Consider the following 17,933-nt stretch of genomic DNA (forward strand, 5'->3'; position numbering starts at 1 on the left):
GGAGGCGTCCATGCCCGCTTCTCGACCCACCGCGCAGCCGGCCGAGCCGGTCGCGGTCTCCGCGGTGTCCATGCGTGACCTGCTGGCGTCGTGCGCGGCCGCCGACGCGGTCTCCAGACCACCGCGCCGGCCGGAGCCCGAGAAGACCGACCGGGACGGGGGCCAGGGGCACCGCCGGGCCGCGTAGCCGCGGGGCCGCCACCTGCGGGTGACGGCGGGACTGTGACCGCAGGCCCTAACGGATGACGACGACCGGTACGCCGATCGTCGCGAACTTCCACATGGCGTCGCCGTCCTCGCGCCGCTCCCGGATGCCGCCCGTCTTCACGCCGTCGGTGGCCATGCCCACGCTGCTGCCCACCGCCGCGCTGAAGCCGATCACCACGCCGTCCACGCTGGTGAAGCGCACCACGTGCTCGATCGGCACGCCGTCCGTGCCGGTGACCGCGTTGGAGCGGGACGTGACCCAGTACCTGCCCACCGGCGGGTCGACGGCGCCCGGGCGCACCCCGAAGCCGCGCAGCACCACGTTCCGCTCGTCGACCAGCCAGACCCGGTCGTCGTCCACCGAGTACACGACGCGTTCACCCGTACCGGAGTCGCCCGGCAGGGCGCCCGGGTTGCGCAGGTCGCGCGGCGCCTTGCTGGCGCTGACCGAGGGCGACGCGCCCGCGCCGGCCACGCCGCCGAGGCCCGCCGGCACGGTCGCCTGGGCCTGGTAGGCGAGGAAGCCGACGGTGCCCACGGCGGCCGCGGTGAGGCCGGCCACGATCCCCGAGCTGGTCCCTGCCACGTCCGCCACCTCTGCCTCGCGTCATATGTCGTACTTCGTACAGACCGTAGCAGTCAGTCACCGTCTGCCCCGGACGGCCATGCGCGAGCCGCGGGCGCCGTAGGCTGTTCGCGTGCTCTTGCTCGCTCTGGATACCGCCACGCCCGCCGTCACCGTCGCACTGCACGACGGGACGGACGTCATCGCGTCGTCGAGTCAGGTGGACGCGCGCCGGCACGGGGAGCTGCTGCTGCCGGCCGTCGACCGTGTGCTCGCCGAGGCGGGGCTCAAACTGGAGGCCGTCACCGGGGTCGTCGTCGGCACCGGCCCCGGCCCCTACACCGGCCTGCGTGTCGGCCTGATGACGGCCGACACCTTCGGCCTCGCGCTCGGTGTCCCCGTGTACGGCCTGTGCACGCTGGACGCGCTCGCCTACGCCGCCGACATCGAGAAGGGCCCCTTCGTCGTGGCGACCGACGCCCGGCGCAAGGAGGTCTACTGGGCGAAGTACGCCGACTCCCGCACCCGCCTGACCGGCCCGGCCGTCGACCGCCCCGCCGACATCGCCGAGCAGGTCGCCGGACTCCCCGCGGTCGGCGCGGGCGCGCTGCTCTACCCCGACACGTTCCCGAGCGCCCACGAGCCCGAGCACGTGTCCGCCGCCGCCCTCGCCTCACTCGCCGCCGAGCAGCTGGCCGCGGGCGAGGAGATCCCGGTACCGCGCCCGCTGTACCTGCGCCGTCCCGACGCGCAGGTCCCCAAGAACTACAAGGTGGTCACGCCCAAGTGACCGCACAGTTGCGCGAGATGCGCTGGTGGGACATCGACCCGGTCCTCGAGCTGGAGAAGGACCTCTTCCCCGAGGACGCCTGGTCCCGCGGCATGTTCTGGTCCGAGCTGGCCCACTCCCGGGGTGACGAGGCGACCCGGCGCTACCTCGTGGCCGAGGACGCCGGCCGCATCGTCGGCTACGCGGGCCTGGCCTCCTCCGGCGGGCTGGCGGACGTCCAGACCATCGCCGTGGCCCGCGACCAGCAGGGCACGGGGCTCGGCGCCCGCCTGCTCACCGAGCTGCTGAAGGCCGCCACCACGTTCGAGTGCTCCGAGGTCATGCTCGAGTGCCGCGTCGACAACGTCCGCGCCCAGAAGCTGTACGAGCGCTTCGGCTTCGAGCCGATCGGCTTCAGACGCGGCTACTACCAGCCGGGCAACGTCGACGCCCTGGTGATGCGCCTGACCACGGAATCCGGCGGCTCAGCCACGGGTTCCCCCTCCGTACGAGAAACCGAGACCAATGACTGACGAACCTCTCGTCCTCGGCATCGAGACCTCCTGCGACGAGACCGGCGTCGGCATCGTCCGCGGCACCACCCTGCTGGCCGACGCGGTCGCCTCCAGTGTCGACGAGCACGCCCGCTTCGGCGGTGTCGTCCCCGAGGTGGCGTCCCGCGCCCACCTGGAGGCGATGGTCCCGACCATCGACCGCGCCCTGAAGGAGGCCGGCGTCAGCGCGAAGGACCTCGACGGCATCGCGGTCACCGCCGGGCCCGGTCTCGCCGGCGCCCTGCTGGTCGGCGTCTCGGCCGCCAAGGCGTACGCCTACGCGCTCGGCAAGCCCCTCTACGGCGTCAACCACCTCGCCTCCCACATCTGCGTGGACCAGCTGGAGCACGGCCCGCTGCCCGAGCCGACCATGGCCCTGCTGGTGTCCGGCGGCCACTCCTCCCTGCTGCTGTCCGAGGACATCACCTCCGACGTCCGCCCGATGGGCTCGACCATCGACGACGCGGCAGGCGAGGCCTTCGACAAGATCGCCCGCGTGCTCAATCTCGGCTTCCCCGGCGGCCCGGTCATCGACCGCTACGCCCGCGAGGGCGACCCGGAGGCGATCGCCTTCCCGCGCGGCCTGACCGGCCCGCGCGACCCCGCCTACGACTTCTCCTTCTCCGGCCTGAAGACGGCCGTGGCCCGCTGGATCGAGGCCAGGCGCGCGGCCGGCGAGGAGGTCCCGGTCCGTGACGTGGCCGCCTCCTTCCAGGAGGCCGTGGTGGACGTCCTCACCCGCAAGGCCGTCCGCGCCTGCAAGGACGAGGGCGTCGACCACCTGATGATCGGCGGCGGGGTCGCGGCCAACTCCCGTCTGCGCGCCCTCGCCCAGGAGCGCTGCGAGGCAGCCGGTATCCGGCTGCGCGTCCCCCGCCCCAAGCTGTGCACGGACAACGGCGCGATGGTCGCGGCCCTCGGCGCCGAAATGGTCGCCCGCAACCGGGCCGCCTCCGACTGGGACCTGTCCGCCGACTCCTCCCTGCCGGTGACGGACCCGCACGTCCCGGGCCACGCGCACGACCACGACCATGTGCACGAGGTCAGCAAGGAGAACCTGTACTCGTGACGGTCGCCCTGATGTGGGAGGCCCGGGCCGCCGAGGGCCGGGGCGGGGAACTGCTCGCCTGGGCGCGGGAACAGCGGCTAGCCCCCGCGCCGGTGCGGCGCGAGACCTTCCGCGCCCCGCAGGACCGGGTGCTGGTCGTCACGTGGTGGGACGCGCCGTACGACGCCCCGCTGCCCGAACTCCCGGAGCCGGAAGCGGAGTTGGTGACCCGGGCGGTGCACCGGTGGCGGTTCGAGTCGGTGGACGGGGAGCACCCGGACCGCTGAGTGGCGCACGGGCCCGTGCACACGCTATGATCATCACACGCGAACGGCCGGAACACCGGCCCGGACGCAGTGCGTTGGTGGTCCAAGGAAAGACGCCCCGCTTCCTGCGGGGAAATGCAGGTGCAAGGCCTGCCCGGCGCTCCATGAAAACCCCGCCCCGGTTCTCCGGAGGCGGGGTTTTTTCGTCACCGGCGGCCGGCCCTCGCGCGGATGACCGCCTCCGCCTCCGGGCCTTCGGGCCGGTCCGTCCCGGCCCGCCGCTCCTGCAGCTGTGCGTACGCCATCAGGCCGAGCAGGAGCGCGAGCAGCACCGCCGACGAACCGACCGTACCGAGGTCCAGACCGCCCTTGGCGAGGGGCTTGGTCAGGAAGTCGCCGGCCGTGGCGCCCAGCGGGCGGGTCAGGACGAAGGCGATCCAGAAGAGCAGGACGTTCGGGACGGCCGGCACCTTCATCAGCGCGACCAGGACCAGCAGCACACCGGTCACCAGCGCGGCGCCGCCCAGGTAGCCGAGGCCCGAGCTGTCGGAGAGGAAGTCGCCCATCGAGGTGCCGAGCGTGTTGGAGACGAGGATGGCCGCCCAGAACAGGGCCTCGCCCCGGAAGGAGACGATCTCGGTGATCTGGAAGGTCATCCCGCTCAGTTTCCAGGCGAGGAAGATCGCCAGGAGGATCGAGACCAGGATCGCCGCGCCCTCCGGATAGCCGAGGCCGAGGCCCTGCGGTCCCCAGCCCAGCTTCGTGGCGCCGTCGGAGAGGTACTTGGAGCTGGCGTCCCGGTTCATGAAGTCGGACATCGTGGTGCCGGCCATGGAGGTCGACAGGATCACGGTCCAGTAGAAGAACGGGTTGTAGCGGGAGGAGCGCAGCTGGATCACCAGCGTCACCACGAAGACCAGGAACAGGGCGATGGTGGTGAGGAAGTAGCCGAGCTTCAGCGTCTGCGCGAACAGGTCGCCGGCCGTCTCGCCCAGGGTCGTCGCGGCGATCTTCATGATCCAGAACGCCAGCGTGACCTCGGGCAGTTTCTTCATCACGGATTTCGTGGTCGTCAAGGGTGCTCCTGCCGGGGGATCAACTTCGGCCCGACCCCGCCAGGCGCGACCCGGACCGATCCCGAACGCCCGTGTCAGGGGTCTTGCGGAACCGGGTTCTCTGTGGTCCCGCTGCGGCTGAATACGTCCCCCCGGCCCCTTCCGCTCAACCGGTTCCCGCGGACACCTCCACCTCGCAGCGCAACCGCCGATCCGGCCCCACCACCCGCACCGGTCCCGTCAGCCGCAGCGCGGCCGTGTGCCGCACCTGTGCGCTCGACGGCCCCAGCCGCAGCTCCAGCGCCCCCGGCTCCACCACCCGCGCACCCGTCCGGTCGGTGAAGGACGACAGGTCCGCGTGGAAGCGGAAGGTCACCCGGCGGGCCTCGCCCGGGGCCAGTTCCACCCGCTGGTAGCCGATGAGCCGGACGTCCGGGCGGGTCACCGACGCCACCGGGTCGTGCAGGTACAGCTGGACGACCTCCGCGCCCGCGCACCCGCCCGTGTTGCGGACGGTCAGCGAGAGGTCGTACGAACCGTCCGTGCCGATCTCGGTGACAGCGTCGCCCGGGCCGTCCTCCCAGGCGAACGACGTGTACGAGCGGCCGTGGCCGAACGGGTACAGCGGGGTCGGGTCCAGGCTGCTGACCTCGCCGGCCAGCCCCAGCGGGGGCTGGAGATAGGTCCAGGGCTGCCCGCCGGGCGCGCGCGGCACGCTCACCGGGAGGCGGCCGGAGGGGTTCACCCGGCCGGACAGGACCCCGGCGAGCGCCGGGCCGCCCTCCTCGCCCGGGAAGAAGGCCTGCACGACCGCGCCCAGCCGGCCGTGCCAGCGGCCCAGGGCGTAGGGCCTGCCGGTCAGCAGCACGAGGACGACCGGGACCCCCGTGGCGAGCAGTGCGTCCAGCAACTCGCCCTGCACGCCCGGCAGCCCGAGGTCCGCCGCATCGCAGCCCTCGCCCGACGTGCCCCGGCCGAACAGGCCCGCACGGTCGCCGAGGACCACCACGCACACGTCCGCCTCGGCCGCCCGGGCGACCGCCTCCGGGAAGCCCGCGGTGTCCGGGTCCGAGACTCCGCAGCCCTCGGCGAACGTGACCTTGGAGTCCGGGAGTTCGGCGCGCAGGGCGTCCAGGACGGTCGGGACCCGGATGCCGAGGGGGACGTCGGGGTGGTGGGTGAGGACGTGGGACGGGAAGGAGTAGCAGCCGAGCATCGCGAGCGCGTCCGCCGCCCGGGGGCCCACGACGGCGACCCGGGTGCCGGGGGCCAGGGGGAGCAGGCCGTCGGGGTTGTCCAGCAGGACCACCGACTCCTGGGCCAGTTGCCGGGCCAGCGCCCGGTTGCCCGCGGAGTCGAGGTCGAGCGGCCCGTCCGGTTCCGGCCGCCAGTCCTCGTCCAGCAGGCCCAGTTCGCACTTCTGGAGCAGGACGCGGCGGGCCGCCCGGTCCACCAGGGACTCCGGGACGCGGCCCTCTCGTACGGCGGTCACGAGCGGGGGGCCGTAGCACTTCAGGGTCGGCAGTTCGACGTCGACGCCCGCCACGAGGGCCTGGTGCGCCGCGCCCGCCTCGTCCCCGGCGACCCGGTGCCGGGTCTGCAGGAAGCCGATGCCGAAGTAGTCGGCGACCACCGTTCCGGTGAAGCCCCACTCGTCGCGGAGGAGACCGGTGAGCAGGCGGGGGTCGGCGGTGACCGGCACACCGTCGGTCTCGGTGTACGAGGCCATCACCGAGCGCGCCCCGCCCTCGCGCAGCGCCATCTCGAACGGCGGCAGGGTCACGTCCGCGAACTCGCGCACCCCCGCCCGGACGGGCGCGAGGTTGCGGGCGCCGGCCGAGGACGCGTACCCGGCGAAGTGCTTGAGCGTGGCGACGATCCCGGCCGACTCCAGGCCCCGCACATAGGCCGCGCCGATGGTGCCGACCAGGTACGGGTCCTCACCGATCGTCTCCTCCACCCGGCCCCAGCGCGGGTCGCGGACCACGTCCAGGACGGGGGCGAGACCCTGGTGGACGCCGGCCGAGCGCAGATCACGGCCGATGCGCCGGCCCAGCTCCTCGGCCAGGGCGGGGTCGAAGGCCGCACCCCAGGCCAGCGGCACCGGGTACGCCGTCGCGCCCCAGGCCGTGAAGCCCGCAAGGCACTCCTCGTGGGCGACGGCCGGAATCCCGAAGCGGCTCGCCGCCGCGATCCGCCGCTGGGCGCGGGCCAGTGCCCGGACTCCGAGCACCGGATCCACGGGTGCGGTGCCGAAGGAGCGGGTCAGCTGGCCGAGGCCATGGCTGATCAACTCGTCCCATTCGTCGGCGGAGGGGCCGGCGGCCATCTCGCGCTGCAGCGGGGCGACTCCGTCGCCGTCCGTGGCGGCGCCCACCCACACCCCGTACAGCTGGGCGGTCTTCTCCTCCAGGGTCATCCGGGAGAGCAGGGCGTCGACGCGGTCGGCGGCGGGCACGGCGGGGTCGCGCCAAGGGGCGGTGGTCATGGAACTCCCGTCGGATGGGGTCGGGATGCTCGCGAATGTTTCGGACGATTTCTCGAATGTTCCGGGAAGCTATGGCGGACGAAGACCTTCGTCAAGAGGACCCGCAGGGATACGATCTCGGGCATGGAGCCTTCGAAGCCCGCAGGAACGCAGACGGCGACCCTCGCCGAAATCGCCCGGGAGGCCGGGGTGTCCGCTCCGACTGTTTCGAAGGTCCTCAACGGCCGCGCCGATGTCGCTCCGGCGACCCGCGCCCGGGTCGAGGAGCTGCTGCGCGCCTGCGGCTACCGGCGCCGCCGCGCCGAGGCCTCCCGTTCGCCGCTGATCGACCTGGTCTTCCACGAGTTGGAGAGCGCCTGGGCGATGGAGGTGATCCGGGGCGTGGAGAACGTGGCCCGGGACGCGGGCCTGAGCGTCGTGCTGTCCGAGTCCGCCGGGCGGCTCACCCCGGGCCGGACCTGGGCCGACCAGGTCGCCGCCCGCCGCCCGCACGGGGTGGTGCTCGTGCTGTCCGGCCTGGACGAGTCCCAGCGGGCGCTGCTGACCAGCCGCTCCATCCCGTTCGTGGTGATGGACCCGGCCGGCGACCCGGGCCCGGACGTCCCCTCCGTCGGGGCCACCAACTGGCAGGGCGGCCTCGCCGCCACCCGGCACCTGGTGGAGCTCGGCCACACCCGGATCGGCGCGATCAGCGGACCCTCCCGGATGATGTGCAGCCGCGCCCGCCTCGACGGCTACCGCGCCGCCCTGGAGACCGCCGGACTCCCCGTCGACCAGGACCTGATCAAGGCCGGCGACTTCCACCACGACTCCGGCCACCGCCTGGGGCTGGAGCTGCTGCGCGGTCCCGGCCGGCCCACCGCGGTCTTCGCGGGCAACGACCTCCAGGCGCTCGGCCTGTACGAGGCCGCGCGCGAGCTGGGGCTGCGCATCCCGCAGGACCTGAGCGTGGTCGGCTTCGACGATCTGCCGGTGGCCCGCTGGGTGGGCCCGCCGCTGACGACCGTACGGCAGCCGCTGACCGAGATGGCCGAGGCCGCGGCCAGGCTGGTGCTGGAACTGGGCCGCGCCGAGGACGAGCGGGCCGCGACCCGGGTGGAGCTGGCGACCAGCCTGGTGGTGCGTTCGAGCACGGCGGCGCCGGGCGCGCAGTGACACCGGTGGCCGGAAGGTGACGTATTGACGGGTGGGGTGTGCGCCCCCACACTCCTCCGAAGTCAATCGGTTGCACAGTCGAAACTTTCGGAGGCTCCCGTACCGGCACTGCCGCCGCGGCGGTGTCCTGCGCGAACGCCTCGTGCAACGGGGCGGTGCCGGACGGTGGTTCGGTGACGTTCGGTTCCAACGCTTCCTGGGACGGGCGCAATTCGCTGCCCACGGTGACGCTGGGATGAGAATTTCCCAAGAAAACCGTCTCTCATGGCTTCCGCTAACAGTCTGCTAATAATTCGGACTTACGTTCCTGCCCGTGACGCGACACGAGGAGCAGGGCGACGCGGGCAGACGGGTGGGCCGGCGGTCGAGAGCGCTGAAGGCCGTCGGCCTCACTCTGGCGGGATTCCTGGTGCTGGGCGTGGCCACGGCCGGCTACGCGTACTGGCACCTCAACAACAACATCAAGAGCGTCGACATCAACAGCGCGCTCGGCGACGACCGCCCGGCAAAAGCGGTGGTCACCCCGGCCGCGACCGCCTCGGCCGCCGCCTCCCCGCTGCCCACCGAGGCACTGGACATCCTGGTCCTCGGGTCCGACTCGCGCAGCGGCGAGGCCAACCGGGAACTGGGCGGCGGCGACAGCTCGGGCGCCCGCTCCGACACGGCGATGGTCGTGCACATCGACGCCGGCCGCACGAAGGCGACCGTCGTCAGCATCCCGCGCGACACCCTCGTCACCCGTCCGTCCTGCCCGCTGTCCTCCGGCGGCTCCACGGCGGTGGCGTACCACGCGATGTTCAACAGCGCCTACTCGGTGGGCGGTCCGGTGTGCGCGGTCAAGACCGTCGAGTCGATCACCGGCGTCCGCATGGACCACTACGTCGAGATCGACTTCTCCGGCTTCGCCAGGCTGGTGGACGCGCTCGGCGGGGTCACGGTCACCACCGCCCAGGACATCGACGACGACAGGAGCCATCTGCACCTCGCCGCCGGCACCCACCACCTGAACGGCACCCGGGCCCTGGCCCTCGCGCGCACCCGGCACGGCATAGGCGACGGCAGCGACCTCGGCCGCATAGGCCTGCAGCAGAAGCTGGTGAAGGCCCTGCTGGAGCAGATGGCCGCCACCGACCTCCTCACCGACCCGGCCAAGCTCTACCAGGTCGCCGACGCGGTCACCGCCAGCCTCACCACCGACACCGGCCTCGACTCGCTGGGCGAGCTGACGAAGCTCGGCCAGAGTCTGAAGGGCCTCACCGCCGACCGGGTGAAGACGGTGATGATGCCGGTCGGCACGGCACCCTCCGACGCCAACCGGGTGGTGGCGAGGGAACCGGCGGCGAGCGAACTGTGGGCCTCGCTGCGTTGAGCAGCATCGCAAGGCTGCCGGGCGGAGCAGCACAACCATCGCTGTGACCCGCGAGTCTCCTGCGGTGATCCGGTCGTTGTACACATGGGGGTTTTCCGGTGTTCTCGTTGCGTTCGCAGGCCCGTTGGGCGCTTCCGCTGACCCTGGGGCTCGCCGCCCTCGGGGTCGCCGTACCGCAGGCGTCCGCGACGCGCCCGTCCGCGCCCGTCCGCGACGACTTCAACGGCGACGGGTACGCGGACCTGGCCGTCGGCGCCCCGCGCGCCACGGTCGGCGGCCAGTCCGGGGCGGGCTACGCGGCCGTGATGTACGGCGGTCCGCACGGTCTGTCCACCACCCACCGCACGATCATCAGCCGTGCCACGACCGGCGTCCCGGGCAGCCCGGTCAAGAACCAGCGCTTCGGCCTCCAGGTCTCCAAGGGCGACCTGGACGGCGACGGCTACGCCGACCTCGTCATCGGCACGGGTTCCGCGTCGGCCGACGCGGTCGTGGTCTGGGGCGGCCCGCACGGGCTGTCCGGCGGCACGTCGCTCCCCGCCACCGACACCCAGACCGGCGACTTCGACGGCGACGGACGCCTCGACCTCGCCGCGTTCCGCACCGGCTTCGCCACCGGCGACGACCCGCACGGCACCACCGCGACCCTCTGGAAGGGCCCGCTCAAGCGCTCCGGCACCCCGGCCGCCAGGACCCCGCTCGACCCCGACCACCTCAAGTGGATCGACATCCACGACGGCGGCACCGGCGACGTCAACGGCGACGGCCGTGCCGACCTGCTGCTGACCGGCTACTGCGGCGACGGCAGCCACTGCAGCCGCCTCTACCTGAGCGGTCCGTCCGGCCTCACCCCCGTCACCGACGGGTATCCGGGAGGCGACGGGGCGGCCGCGCTCGGCGACGTCAACGGCGACGGCCACGCCGACCTGGTCAGCGGATTCGCGGACGACGAGCGGATCTCCGTGGCCTACGGCTCGCCCTCCGGCCTCGGCGGCCAGGACACCTGGCAGTCGTACTCGCAGGACACCCCCGGCGTCCCGGGCGCCACGGAGCCGAGCGACCGGTTCGGCACCTCCCTCTCGGTGGGCGACATCACCGGTGACGGCATCGACGACGTGGCCGTCGGCGCGCCCGGCGAGAACGACGGCGAAGGCGTGGTCGACGTGCTGCGCGGCAGCGGCTCCGGCCTGACCGGCACCGGCGCTCAGGTCTTCGGCCAGAACACCAGGGGCGTCCCCGGCGCCGCCGAGCGCAACGACTCCTTCGGCGCCACGGTCGCCCTGCTCGACACCGGCCGCGACGGCCACGCCGACCTCGCCGCCACCGCACTGTTCGAGGACGCGGGCAACGGCGCGGTCACGGTCCTGCAGGGCCGCGCCACCGGCCTGGTCACGGACGGGGCCCTCGCCTTCGGCGGCAGGGGGGTCGGGGCTCCGTACACGAAGGCGGCGTTCGGGGCCGAGCTGAAGTAGCGGCGCCGCACGCCCGCGGAAAAGATTTCTTCGAGGAATTTCCGAGCGCGTGTCGATCCAGGTGTCTCCCGATCGACGCATGGGTGAGCGGCGGGGACGGACCCCGCCGCACCGACCGAAGGAGTCACCATGCCCCGCTACCTGTCGATCGTGCACATCGACGAGTCCTCCGCCCCCGCCGAGGGCCCCAGCGAGGAGCTGATGCAGCGGATGGGCCAGCTGATCGAGGAGGTCACCAAGGCCGGGGTCATGCTCGACACCGCCGGCCTGACCCCCTCCGCACAGGGCACCACCGTGCGCTGGACGGGCGGGAGGATCTCCGTCACCGACGGGCCCTTCACCGAGTCGAAGGAGGTCATCGGCGGCTACGCGATCATGCAGTGCAAGGACAAGGCCGAGGCCCTGGAGTGGGCCAAGCGGTTCCTGCAGGTCCACGAGGACTACTGGACCGTCAGCTGCGAGGTCCGGGAGATCGCGGAGGGCTGAGCCTTTCCCTGGCCTCGGGCCGCCCGGGGGTGTTGCATGGTGGGCTGTGGAAGCACAGCCCACCGCGGCGCACGCGATCGAGACCGTCTTCAGGCTGGAGTCCCCGAGGGTCGTCGCCGGCGTGGCGCGCATCGTGCGGGACATCGGCATCGCCGAGGAACTGGCGCAGGACGCGCTGGTCGCGGCGCTGGAGCGATGGCCCCGGGACGGCGTGCCCGACAACCCCGGCGCCTGGCTCATGGCCACCGCCCGGCACCGCGCCGTCGACCTGGTCCGGCGCCGTGAGACCTACGCCCGCAAGCTCGCCGAGATGGGCCGGGACCTGGAGACCACGGCCCCGCCGGAGGAGCCCGCCGACCCCGAGGACATCGACGACGACCTGCTGCGGCTGGTTTTCACCACCTGTCACCCGGTGCTGTCCACGGAGGCCCGCACCGCGCTGACCCTGCGCCTGCTCGGTGGCCTGACCACCGCCGAGATCGCCCGGGCCTACCTCGTCCCCGAGCCGACGATCGCGCAGCGCATCGTCCGCGCCAAGCGCACCCTGGCCACGAAGAACGTCGCCTTCGAGGTGCCGTACGGCCCCGATCGCGAGGCCCGCCTCGGCTCCGTCCTCGACGTCATCTACCTGATCTTCAACGAGGGATACGCGGCCACCGCCGGGGACGACCTGCTGCGCCCCGGGCTGTGCGAGGACGCCCTCCGGCTGGCCCGTGTGCTCTGCGCCCTGATGCCCAAGGAGCCCGAGGTGCACGCCCTGACCTCGCTCCTGGAGTTCCAGGCCTCCCGCACCGCCGCCCGCACCCGCCCCGACGGCACCCCGGTGCTGCTGAAGGACCAGAACCGCCGCCGCTGGAACCGCATGCTCATCGCCCGAGGCATCCGGGCCCTCGGCCGCGCCGAGGCCGCCGGTGCCCCCGGCCCCTACGCCCTCCAGGCCGCCATCGCCGCCTGCCACGCGCACGCGTACACCTACGAGGAGACCGACTGGCGGACCATCGCCACCCTGTACGGTCTGCTCGCGGCCCGCGCCCCCTCCCCGGTCGTCGAGCTGAACCGCGCCGTCGCCGTGGCGATGGCCGAGGGCCCGGCCGAGGGGCTGAAGCTGGTCGACGCCCTGACCGCCGAACCCTCCCTGCGCGACTACCACCTGCTGCCCAGCGTGCGCGGTGACCTGCTGGCGCGGCTCGGGCGCACCGCCGAGGCCCGTGAGGAGTTCGCCCGCGCGGCCGGGCTGACACGCAACGAGCGAGAACGTCAGCTGTTGAACGCGAAACTGTATTCCCTTCCTGATCACTGAGGGTCTACAGTTGCGCGGCTGCCACGCAACCGGCGTGACACCTTCCGCGGGCGGGGCAGTACCACCGATACCTGTGGGGGGTACAACGCACCGTGCGCTCTTCCAGATCTTCCGCACGCCGTAGGCTCGTCGCGCTCGGCGCCACCGCGGCCCTGACCGCCGGCACCGTGGCCGCGCTGGCCCCGGGCGCCTCGGCCGACACCGGCTGGACCGCGACCGACGGCATCCTCACCGCGGACATGGACGGCTACGTCTCGCAGCTGTACGAGGACGGCACCGCACCCGTGGCCCGGCTCTCGAACGCCATGAAGCCCGCCTGGTCGCCCGACGGCAGCCGTATGGCCTACGTCAACCAGACCACCGGGCGCGTCAACGTGGTCGGGCACGACTTCAAGGGCTCCGTCGAGCTCCCGGTCGACACGACCGACACGATCCTCGCCGACGACCCGACCTTCCTCTGGGGCGGCAGCGACGTCGTCTTCACGCTCAGCGGACGGCTGCGCGTCGCGCCCTCCGACGGCAGCCGGGTCCAGCAGCACCTGTTCGCCACCGCGCAGGAGGGCTGCGACAGCCAGCCCAGCGGTGCCGTGAACGGCAAGCTCGCGTTCATCCGCTCGGGCACCACCTGCAGCGGCGACAGGCGCTTCGGTGCCGTGTGGCTGTACGACGGCGCGAAGGGCACCCTCAAACAGCTGGTGGCGGGCAAGGCCAACGCGCCGGCCATCTCCCCGGACGGCACCGAGGTCGCCTACACCCTCGGCGGCAAGCTGTACACGGTCGACGTGGCCACCGGCGCGGTGACGCCGCGGCTGCCCGACGAGACCGGCGCCGTCAGCAGGCCCGCCTGGTCGCCCGACGGCACCAGGCTGGCGTACGAGCTGACGACCGCCTCGAACGAGTCGGACCAGGTCCTGGACCTCTCCGGCGGCACCACCGAGGTCCTCTACGACACGCCCACCACCGCCAAGTGGGACCTCGCCTGGCAGCCGCTGCGCAAGAACGTCACCGGACGGGTCTGGGGCGCCGACACCTACGCCACCAACATCGCCTCCTCGCGCTGGACCTGGAACAAGGTCGGGGGCAGCGTGCCGGGCCTGATGAACGCCAAGTCCGCGGTGCTGGTCAACCGGGACAGCACGGCGTACTCGCTCACCGCGCCCGCCCTGGCCGGCAAGAAGCACGGCCCGGTGCTCGGCACCCCGAAGAGCGGGCTGTCCTCGGCGGTGAAGTCCGAGCTGAAGCGGATCCTCAAGCCCGGCTCCACCGTCTACCTCGTCGGCGGCACGTCCGTCCTCAGCAGCACCGTCTCCTCCCAGGTGACGTCGCTCGGCTTCACCCCGAAGCGGCTGTCCGGCACCGACCGCTACGCGACCTCGGTCGCCGTGGCCAAGTCGGTCACCAGCACGCCCAAGTACGTGTTCCTGGCCGACGGCACCACATACGCCTCGGCCCTCCCGGCGGCGGCCGCCGCCGGTGCGGACGGCACGAGCAGCGCGGGCAGCGTCGTCCTCAGCAACGGCAGCACGCTGACGTCGTCGGTGAAGTCGTACCTGAACAGCCTGAACCCCAAGAACACCATGGTCATCGCGGTGGGTTCGAGCGCCAAGTACGCGCTCACGCACACGTACTTCTCGCACTGGCCGTCGACGTTCTCGTACTACCCGATCACGGCGATGAAGTCCGGGCGCGAGACGGCCCCGGCCCTGTCCGTGGCCCTCGCGAAGTTCTGGTGGAGCGCGCCCTACCAGGTGGCCCTCGCGGGCGACACCTCCTGGCGGGGCGGAGTTTCCGCGGCCTCGGCGATGAACGTCTTCGGTCCCGTTCTGTGGACCGACCCCGCGACTCTGCCGAGCGAGGTCAAGAGCTACCTCGTGCGCGAGGCCGCGGGCACCCAGGCCGTGATCGCCTTCGGCGGCAACTCGTCGGTCCCGGCCGCCGGACTGGACACGGCGGGCACCGCGATCAGCGCGGGCGCCGGTCAGTTCGTGTATCACCCGTACTACAACGGCGACCAGCCGGTGAGTGCGCTCGCCGCGAGCACCGTCACGGGCACGTCCGGGCCGGCCGGTGCCGACCCGCACCTGGAGCCGCTCAGGACGCTCCACCGGCAGTAGCCGGTGTCTGCGCGGGGGCGCCGATCAGCATGGTCGGGGCCCCCGCGACCCTGGTGAGGAACACCGTTGCCGAGCCCGGCCCCTGCGGCTTGACCTTCCTGCGCAGCTCCTCCGGCTCCACCGCCGACCCCCGCTTCTTCACGGTCAGCGTGCCGACCTCCCGTTCCCGCAGCAGGGCCTTCAACTTCTTGACGTTGAAGGGGAGCCGGTCGGTGATCTCGTAGGCCGAGGCGTACGGCGTCGGGTGCAGTTCGTCGGCGGTGACGTACGCGATGGTCTCGTCGACCAGGCCGCCGCCGACCTCCTCGGCCATCTCCGCGACCAGATGGGCGCGGATGACGGCGCCGTCGGGTTCGTACAGGTACCGCCCGACGGGGCGCACCCGGGGATCGGGCAGACCCCGGCCGAGGAGTGTGCGCGGGCCCGGCAGCAACGTGGCCCGAACGGCCCCCGGCGCTCCGGTGCCGAACCACAGCACCGCTTCCTTCACGTCCCCGCCGTCCGAGATCCACTCGGCCTCGGCCTCGGCGGGAATCGCCTCGTGCGGGATGCCCGGGGCGATCTTCAGGGCGGCGCGGGGCGCCCCGAGAGCCGCGGCGACCGCCCAGGACAGGGGTGGGGAGTACGCCTCCGGGTCGAAGATCCTGCCCCGCCCGCCCCTGCGTGCCGGGTCCACGAAGACGGCGTCGTAGCCCGCCGTGTCCACCTCCGTGACGTCCGCCTCCCGGACCTCGATCAGCCCGGCGAGCCCCAGCGCCTCGGCGTTCGCCCGTGCCGTGGCCGCCGTCCGCGGATCCCGGTCCACGGCCAGCACCCGGATCCCGGCCCGGGCCAGCGCGATCGCGTCGCCGCCGATCCCGCAGCACAGGTCGGCGACCGAGGTCACGCCCAGCTCCCGCATGCGGCCCGCCCGGTACGCCGCCACGCTCGCCCGGGTCGACTGCTCGACCCCGTTCGGCGTGAAGAACATCCGCCGCGCGTCCTCGGCCCCGAACTTCGCCACGGCCCGCTGCCGCAGCCGGGCCTGCCCCAGTGCCGCCGACACCAGCTCGGCGGGGTGTTCGCGGCGCAGCCGGGTGGCCACGGCCAGCTCCTGTGCGGGGTCGGTGTCGCGCACCTCGTCGAGGAGGGCGCGGCCTTCGGAGGTGAGGAGAAGGGCGAGGTCGTTCACCGGGTCATTGTGGGCCAGTCGGTGGATGGTGCGCCTCCGGCGGCGGTGTCGGACCGGGGCGGGGGCCCGGGGCTGGAAGGATCCGACACCATGCGAGTAGTAGTACAAAATGACAAAAGCCGGGCATTGATCCCGAAGGTCGCCCTTCGCTGCGCGGCAGCCGCGCTGGCCACAACCGCCCTCGTCTCCGGCTGTTCCGCCCCGGGTTCGGACTCCGCCGCCCGGAGCGCCCCCGGCCACGGCGGCCCGGCGGACCAGCAGGCCCGCCTCGCCGCCGAACACGCCCGTCTGGCCGCCGCCGCCCGGCACTGGAACCTCGACACGGTCCCCCTGAGACCCCCGGCGCCACCGGCCGTGAAACCGAAGATCACCGCGCGCGCGGGCTTCGAGGTGGAAGGCCAGGAGGAGGAGAACCTCCCACCGGTCTTCACCACCGTCCCCACCCGGCGGAAGGTCGTCTTCCTCACCATCGACGACGGCGCCGAGAAGGACCCGGCGTTCCTGCGCATGATGAGCGACCTGAAGATCCCCTACACGGCCTTCCTCAGCAACTACCTCGTCAAGGACGACTACGGCTACTTCCGCCGGATGCAGTCCGAGGGTCACACCCTCAACAACCACACCCTCACCCACCCCTATCTGCCCGGACTGTCCTACGAGGAGCAGAAGGACGAGATCTGCGGCATGCAGGCCATCATGAAGCGGCAGTTCGGAAAGGCGCCGACCGTCTTCCGTCCGCCCTACGGCAACTACAACGGCGACACCCTGCGCGCCGCCAAGTCCTGCGGGATCAAGTACGCGCCGATCTGGGACGAGGAGGTCTTCGTCGACCACTGGGAGTACCGCGAGGACGACAGGAACCTGCACCCCGGCGACATCGTGCTCACCCACTTCCGCGGCCGCAGCGACTGGGACGGCACGATGGTCGACGACATGCGCCGGTTCCTGAACAAGGTCACGCGCGAGGGGTACGCCGTGGCGCGCCTGGAGGACTACCTGTGAGGAACCGGGGGCGACCGGGGCGCGGCCCTGGAGGAGTTCGGCCGGGGCTGGCCGCCGTCCTCGCGTCGGCCCTCCTCCTCGCGGGCTGCGCACAGTCGGTCGACCCCATCGAACGCCTCGGCAAACGGGCGGCCCAGGGCGTACGGAAGCCCAGCCCGGCCGGCAGCCAGGCCTACCGCCGCTGGGGCCTGGCCGCCCCGCTCGCCACGCCGCCCCGCCACCGCGTCCGCCCCCTGACGGCCCACGGGGCGGGCGCCTCCCCGCCCCGCGTCGTGGACCACGTCGCCACCACCGACAAGGTCGTCTTCCTCACCTACGACGACGGCGCCGAGCGCGATCCGCGCTTCGTCGACATGGTCCGCGACCTCAGACTGCCGGTCAGCTTCTTCCTCACCGACAGCGTCGTCGGCCCCGGCTACGGCCACTTCGCCCGCCTGCGCGCGGTCGGCGCCGACATCGAGAACCACACCCTCGACCACCCGGCCATGCCCGGACTGCCCTACGCCGGCCAGCGCGCCGAGATCTGCGGCCAGCAGGACAAACTCAAGTCCCGCTTCGGCATCCGCCCCCACCTCTTCCGCCCGCCCTACGGCACGTACGACGCCACGACACTGCGCGCCGCCGGCGACTGCGGCATCTCCGCCCTCGTCCTGTGGCGCGCCGCCATGACCTCCGAAGGCATCGCCTACACGCGCGGAGAACACGACCTGCGCCCGGGCGACATCGTCCTCGTCGGCCCCGACGAGGCCACGGGCCCCGCGCTCAAGGAACGCACGGCACGCCTGCTGCGGCGGGTCCAGTCACGAGGGCTGACGGTCGGGCGCCTCGAGGACTACCTGTAGCCGTGCCTTCCGGTGCCGGCCGGCACCGGCAGCCCGTCCGGCGTTCGAGGACGAGGCCGTTCAGGCCGTC

At 72.7% G+C, this 17,933-nt stretch carries 17 protein-coding genes and 1 tRNA gene; 14 read left to right on the top strand and 4 right to left on the bottom strand.

The window, feature by feature from the left end; all coding sequences use genetic code 11:
• The first annotated feature begins 10 nt into the window (after window positions 1-10).
• Window positions 11-187, top strand: coding sequence for a hypothetical protein (locus FB157_RS47275; RefSeq protein WP_186581501.1), 177 nt, complete (start codon window positions 11-13; stop codon window positions 185-187).
• A gap of 48 nt (window positions 188-235) precedes the next feature.
• Here the strand turns inward: FB157_RS47275 and FB157_RS14125 are convergent, their stop codons facing one another.
• Window positions 236-793: a hypothetical protein gene (locus FB157_RS14125; RefSeq protein ID WP_145879521.1), complete on the bottom strand. Its 558-nt coding sequence runs from the start codon at window positions 791-793 to the stop codon at window positions 236-238.
• Between the two features lie 112 nt (window positions 794-905).
• On the opposite strand from FB157_RS14125, the gene tsaB reads away from it, so the two are divergent.
• The 5 genes from tsaB (at window position 906) to FB157_RS47280 (ending at window position 3,574) form a co-directional block, all read left to right on the top strand.
• Window positions 906-1,562 carry a tRNA (adenosine(37)-N6)-threonylcarbamoyltransferase complex dimerization subunit type 1 TsaB gene (tsaB, locus tag FB157_RS14130; protein WP_145879523.1) on the top strand — a complete coding sequence of 219 codons (657 nt, stop codon included), beginning with the start codon at window positions 906-908 and terminating at the stop codon, window positions 1,560-1,562.
• 17 nt (window positions 1,563-1,579) lie between these two features.
• On the top strand, window positions 1,580-2,074 hold the full coding sequence (gene rimI / locus FB157_RS14135) for a ribosomal protein S18-alanine N-acetyltransferase (RefSeq protein WP_145879974.1): 495 nt from the start codon (window positions 1,580-1,582) through the stop codon (window positions 2,072-2,074).
• Complete coding sequence (tsaD, locus tag FB157_RS14140) at window positions 2,067-3,164, top strand: tRNA (adenosine(37)-N6)-threonylcarbamoyltransferase complex transferase subunit TsaD (protein ID WP_145879525.1); 1,098 nt, start codon at window positions 2,067-2,069, stop codon at window positions 3,162-3,164. The genes rimI and tsaD overlap by 8 nt, the downstream gene beginning before the upstream one ends.
• On the top strand, window positions 3,161-3,430 hold the full coding sequence (locus FB157_RS14145) for a hypothetical protein (RefSeq protein ID WP_145879527.1): 270 nt from the start codon (window positions 3,161-3,163) through the stop codon (window positions 3,428-3,430). The genes tsaD and FB157_RS14145 overlap by 4 nt, the downstream gene beginning before the upstream one ends.
• Window positions 3,431-3,501: 71 nt before the next feature.
• A tRNA-Gly gene (locus tag FB157_RS47280) sits at window positions 3,502-3,574 on the top strand.
• Between the two features lie 41 nt (window positions 3,575-3,615).
• On the opposite strand, the gene FB157_RS14150 is transcribed toward FB157_RS47280, so the two are convergent.
• Both FB157_RS14150 and FB157_RS14155 read right to left on the bottom strand, forming a co-directional pair.
• On the bottom strand, window positions 3,616-4,485 hold the full coding sequence (locus tag FB157_RS14150; RefSeq protein ID WP_261386311.1) for a hypothetical protein: 870 nt from the start codon (window positions 4,483-4,485) through the stop codon (window positions 3,616-3,618).
• Between the two features lie 145 nt (window positions 4,486-4,630).
• Entirely contained in the window at window positions 4,631-6,952 is a 2,322-nt protein-coding gene (locus tag FB157_RS14155) for a glycoside hydrolase family 3 N-terminal domain-containing protein (protein ID WP_145879529.1), read from the bottom strand.
• A 123-nt stretch (window positions 6,953-7,075) separates the two neighbouring features.
• Here FB157_RS14155 and FB157_RS14160 point away from each other — a divergent pair, with 123 nt between their 5' ends.
• From FB157_RS14160 to FB157_RS14190, 6 genes are all read left to right on the top strand, one after another.
• Window positions 7,076-8,107 carry a LacI family DNA-binding transcriptional regulator gene (locus FB157_RS14160; protein WP_145879530.1) on the top strand — a complete coding sequence of 344 codons (1,032 nt, stop codon included), beginning with the start codon at window positions 7,076-7,078 and terminating at the stop codon, window positions 8,105-8,107.
• Between the two features lie 313 nt (window positions 8,108-8,420).
• Complete coding sequence (locus tag FB157_RS14170) at window positions 8,421-9,476, top strand: LCP family protein (protein WP_186581502.1); 1,056 nt, start codon at window positions 8,421-8,423, stop codon at window positions 9,474-9,476.
• A gap of 98 nt (window positions 9,477-9,574) precedes the next feature.
• Window positions 9,575-10,948 (top strand): FG-GAP-like repeat-containing protein, encoded by a 1,374-nt coding sequence (locus FB157_RS14175; protein WP_145879534.1) that lies wholly within the window; start codon window positions 9,575-9,577, stop codon window positions 10,946-10,948.
• Window positions 10,949-11,077: 129 nt separating this feature from the next.
• Window positions 11,078-11,434 (top strand): YciI family protein, encoded by a 357-nt coding sequence (locus FB157_RS14180; RefSeq protein ID WP_145879535.1) that lies wholly within the window; start codon window positions 11,078-11,080, stop codon window positions 11,432-11,434.
• A 46-nt stretch (window positions 11,435-11,480) separates the two neighbouring features.
• Window positions 11,481-12,734 (top strand): RNA polymerase sigma factor, encoded by a 1,254-nt coding sequence (locus tag FB157_RS14185; protein ID WP_145879537.1) that lies wholly within the window; start codon window positions 11,481-11,483, stop codon window positions 12,732-12,734.
• A 92-nt stretch (window positions 12,735-12,826) separates the two neighbouring features.
• Window positions 12,827-14,848 carry a cell wall-binding repeat-containing protein gene (locus tag FB157_RS14190; RefSeq protein ID WP_145879539.1) on the top strand — a complete coding sequence of 674 codons (2,022 nt, stop codon included), beginning with the start codon at window positions 12,827-12,829 and terminating at the stop codon, window positions 14,846-14,848.
• Here the strand turns inward: FB157_RS14190 and FB157_RS14195 are convergent.
• Window positions 14,826-16,019, bottom strand: coding sequence for a THUMP-like domain-containing protein (locus tag FB157_RS14195; RefSeq protein ID WP_145879540.1), 1,194 nt, complete (start codon window positions 16,017-16,019; stop codon window positions 14,826-14,828). The two genes, FB157_RS14190 and FB157_RS14195, sit on opposite strands and share 23 nt — an antisense overlap.
• 90 nt (window positions 16,020-16,109) lie before the next feature.
• On the opposite strand from FB157_RS14195, the gene FB157_RS14200 reads away from it, so the two are divergent.
• Window positions 16,110-17,021, top strand: a complete 912-nt coding sequence (locus FB157_RS14200) for a polysaccharide deacetylase family protein (protein ID WP_145879542.1) — start codon at window positions 16,110-16,112, stop codon at window positions 17,019-17,021.
• Window positions 17,018-17,863 carry a polysaccharide deacetylase family protein gene (locus FB157_RS14205; protein ID WP_385166107.1) on the top strand — a complete coding sequence of 282 codons (846 nt, stop codon included), beginning with the start codon at window positions 17,018-17,020 and terminating at the stop codon, window positions 17,861-17,863. Before FB157_RS14200 ends, FB157_RS14205 begins: the two co-directional genes overlap by 4 nt.
• Window positions 17,864-17,933: the final 70 nt, after the last annotated feature.

Origin of the sequence: Streptomyces sp. BK340, assembly GCF_007827595.1 — a bacterium.
GTDB lineage: Bacteria > Actinomycetota > Actinomycetes > Streptomycetales > Streptomycetaceae > Streptomyces.